Genomic DNA, 2,687 nt, shown 5'->3' with positions numbered 1-2,687 from the left:
TTCTGTTTGCCTTCTGGTATAATTTTGTCAGAATTCATTCTAGGTTTGATAGGCCTCCGGGTGATGTTATTGAATGGCTTCAGGAGGTGATGCCCCAGTTATCCTGACAATATCAAAAGAGGAATTGGTAAGAATTTTAAAGTCAAAGGATGTCTTTGATGTTAACATTGGACCAAGAGACATTGCAGAAGAACATGGGACAAAACAAATGATAATTGAAGATATCTGGTGGTATTATGAGAAATATGTTCTTGGTCAGAAAAGGTAACTTTTTATTTTTTATTCCAATGTTCGGGATTTAAAGCTACGGAAGTGTTAGTATGGTGACCGTTCGCATAATTATCACCTTACTAACACTTCCGTAGCTTTAAATCCCGAACATTGGAATAAAAAATAAAAAGTTACCTTTTCTGACCAAGAACATATTTCTCATAATACCACCAGATATCTTCAATTATCATTTGTTTTGTCCCATGTTCTTCTGCAATGTCTCTTGGTCCAATGTTAACATCAAAGACATCCTTTGACTTTAAAATTCTTACCAATTCCTCTTTTGATATTGTCAGGATAACTGGGGCATCACCTCCTGAAGCCATTCAATAACATCACCCGGAGGCCTATCAAACCTAGAATGAATTCTGACAAAATTATACCAGAAGGCAAACAGAAAAACAAACCTATGAACTCTCCTCCAGTCTTTACCCCTGAAATTATTCCAGAAACGCTTCGTCCTCTCCTTCAACGTCCTAAACCAGCGCTCAACACTGTTCCTCGGCCCGAAAGTCACATGCAGATAACCCAACCTCAAACTCTTAAAAGCAGACTTATACCAGCTCGCCCTGTCAACCAGAAAGACAGGCTGCCCTTCACACGACTTTAAAACAACCAGAATGAAATCCCTGGCAACCCACCAGTTTCTAACAGTCGTAATCCAGACTGCTAAAACTTCCTTGCTCTCAACGTCAATTGCAGCCCAGAGGTATCTTTTCTTCCCGTTGATTTTTATTACTGTTTCGTCAACTGCGATGAAGTTTCGCTGTTTTTTGACTGCGAGGATTTTTGGCTTGTAAACTGCTTCTGCTATTTTTTGAATGGCTTCCCAGACGGTTGTGTGGCTGATTCCGAGGATTCTGGCGGTTTGCCTGTAGCTTAAGCCGTTTAGGTACAGGGTTATTGCCCTGATTTTCTTTTCTGGTGGGATTTTGTTTCGGCGAAAAGGTTTTAAGGCTGAAATTAATCGGTTGATAATGGTTTCGGCTTGCATGTTCCCCCCTTTCTTTTTCTGTGGTAGTGTCTGGGATTTAAACCTGACGCCCCACTGCTTATCCTGACAGTATCTCCTCTTTTGGTGCAATAACTTTTGCCGAAATAAAGCCTTCAATTAATCTAAATTCCTTGATTCCACTTTTCTCCTTGAGTTCTACTCTCAACTTTTCTTCTAGATGCTCTAGTTCCTTCGACTCATTTACTTCCATAGGGTATGGCATCTGACCAATGCCTTTAGGATATGATTTATATCTCACTGCAATAATTTTAACGTTATTTCCTAAAAGCCTCAGTAACTCTGACTTCCTAAGGGGTCTCTTAAACGTAATTGTAGCACTAACAACCTCTCCATCTCTTAAGCTATTCAAACGTTCTTTGTTCTGTTGAACGAAAGCAAGAAGTTCCTCCTTACTGGTCACATTTGGAATAACAGCAAAGTAACCATTTCTAACCAAAACAACCTCATGTTGAAGTTTTAGGACTCCCATATTCTTACTGTATGGAATAACAGTCTCCGGGATACTACTTGTGTTTCGTAGAGATGAAGCTTCAAGCAACAATGTCGATGATACTATTAATAGCACAGCAAATACTCCCAATATTATGGTTTTTCTCATTTTCATCACCTCAAGCTCCTTCAGTTTGTTCAGTCATTACACACCAATCAAGTCTCCCAAAGTCACAGAATGGCCAACCTCTGCCACAATATTCGGACTCGCTCCATAAAGTGAAAGTGGTCCCCCTATCCTCCGGATCCCTCCAGAATTCTACATACACAACGTACCAAGTGTCTGGACTAAGGTCTTCAGGGCTTAGTATTTTAAGTTCGAACTCCTCATCTCCTCCAGAGTCTGCTTCTTCTGTCCATGTATCAGTAGGGTTTGGAAGTGTAGTCCAGTAAGAACCCACGACGATTATATCTCCCCACTCCCCAATTGTCATATAGTCCCAGACATCCCTATCTCTTCTAATTTCGTATTGATAATATGCATCTAGTGCCAAAAATGCCTCTAAATTTTCGTAATACCAAACAAAACTTTGCTGTGTTTCTGCATAATTTGGAGAATCTGGATAAATAATTACGCTAACAGAAGTCCACGAGCTTGGTGCCCAATTACAATCTGTACAACTGCCATCAGCTATTACTTGTTGTATCCCTACAGCAATTAGTAACAATCCAATAAGTAGTGCAAGCAATCTTTTCATGCTTGCACCCCCATCAAAATATTGCAATAATATTTACCCTAGTTCCCACCACCTGTGAAGTTGTATAATCTGTCCAGATTCACGGCCAGAATCGCCCCTAAAATCCTGACAGCCAACCCCCTCAAACTAACACTCCTGCTCGGCCTCAGAAGAAACTCAGAAAACTTCGAAAACAAAGTCTCAATCCTCCTGCGAAAGTCAGACAAGTACTTGTA

General features: G+C 40.3%; 5 protein-coding genes and 2 pseudogenes. 2 read left to right on the top strand and 5 right to left on the bottom strand.

The features are described 5' to 3' along the window. A pseudogene (locus tag THEPK_RS13040) lies at positions 1-107 on the top strand (IS6 family transposase); the annotation flags it as partial. After that, complete coding sequence (locus THEPK_RS05535; RefSeq protein WP_042699332.1) at positions 74-268, top strand: hypothetical protein; 195 nt, start codon at positions 74-76, stop codon at positions 266-268. The pseudogene THEPK_RS13040 and the gene THEPK_RS05535, both read left to right, overlap by 34 nt. A 133-nt stretch (positions 269-401) precedes the next feature. Here THEPK_RS05535 and THEPK_RS13035 read toward each other — a convergent pair whose 3' ends face one another. The 5 genes and pseudogenes from THEPK_RS13035 to THEPK_RS13030 all read right to left on the bottom strand — a co-directional run. Further along, positions 402-596 carry a hypothetical protein gene (locus THEPK_RS13035; protein ID WP_042699332.1) on the bottom strand — a complete coding sequence of 65 codons (195 nt, stop codon included), beginning with the start codon at positions 594-596 and terminating at the stop codon, positions 402-404. Beyond that, complete coding sequence (locus tag THEPK_RS05530) at positions 563-1,264, bottom strand: IS6 family transposase (protein WP_042699329.1); 702 nt, start codon at positions 1,262-1,264, stop codon at positions 563-565. The genes THEPK_RS13035 and THEPK_RS05530 overlap by 34 nt, the downstream gene beginning before the upstream one ends. 58 nt (positions 1,265-1,322) lie before the next feature. Then, entirely contained in the window at positions 1,323-1,883 is a 561-nt protein-coding gene (locus tag THEPK_RS05525) for a hypothetical protein (RefSeq protein ID WP_042699326.1), read from the bottom strand. Between the two features lie 10 nt (positions 1,884-1,893). Next, positions 1,894-2,472: a hypothetical protein gene (locus tag THEPK_RS05520; RefSeq protein ID WP_042699323.1), complete on the bottom strand. Its 579-nt coding sequence runs from the start codon at positions 2,470-2,472 to the stop codon at positions 1,894-1,896. Between the two features lie 38 nt (positions 2,473-2,510). Beyond that, positions 2,511-2,687 (bottom strand): annotated as a pseudogene (locus THEPK_RS13030) (IS982 family transposase); the annotation flags it as partial.

This window comes from Thermococcus sp. PK (genome assembly GCF_000430485.1).
Lineage (GTDB): Archaea > Methanobacteriota_B > Thermococci > Thermococcales > Thermococcaceae > Thermococcus_A > Thermococcus_A bergensis.
Note: the sequence above shows the minus strand (reverse complement) of the source record. Positions and strands in the feature narration are given on the sequence as shown.

What these genes read in the sequence shown, in the direction of transcription:
- THEPK_RS13035 (WP_042699332.1), bottom strand. Translation starts at nt 596, where the DNA reads ATGGCTTCAGGAGGTGATGCCCCAGTTATCCTGACAATATCAAAAGAG.
- THEPK_RS05525 (WP_042699326.1), bottom strand. Translation starts at nt 1,883, where the DNA reads ATGAGAAAAACCATAATATTGGGAGTATTTGCTGTGCTATTAATAGTA.
- THEPK_RS05520 (WP_042699323.1), bottom strand. Translation starts at nt 2,472, where the DNA reads ATGAAAAGATTGCTTGCACTACTTATTGGATTGTTACTAATTGCTGTA.
- THEPK_RS05530 (WP_042699329.1), bottom strand. Translation starts at nt 1,264, where the DNA reads ATGCAAGCCGAAACCATTATCAACCGATTAATTTCAGCCTTAAAACCT.
- THEPK_RS05535 (WP_042699332.1), top strand. Translation starts at nt 74, where the DNA reads ATGGCTTCAGGAGGTGATGCCCCAGTTATCCTGACAATATCAAAAGAG.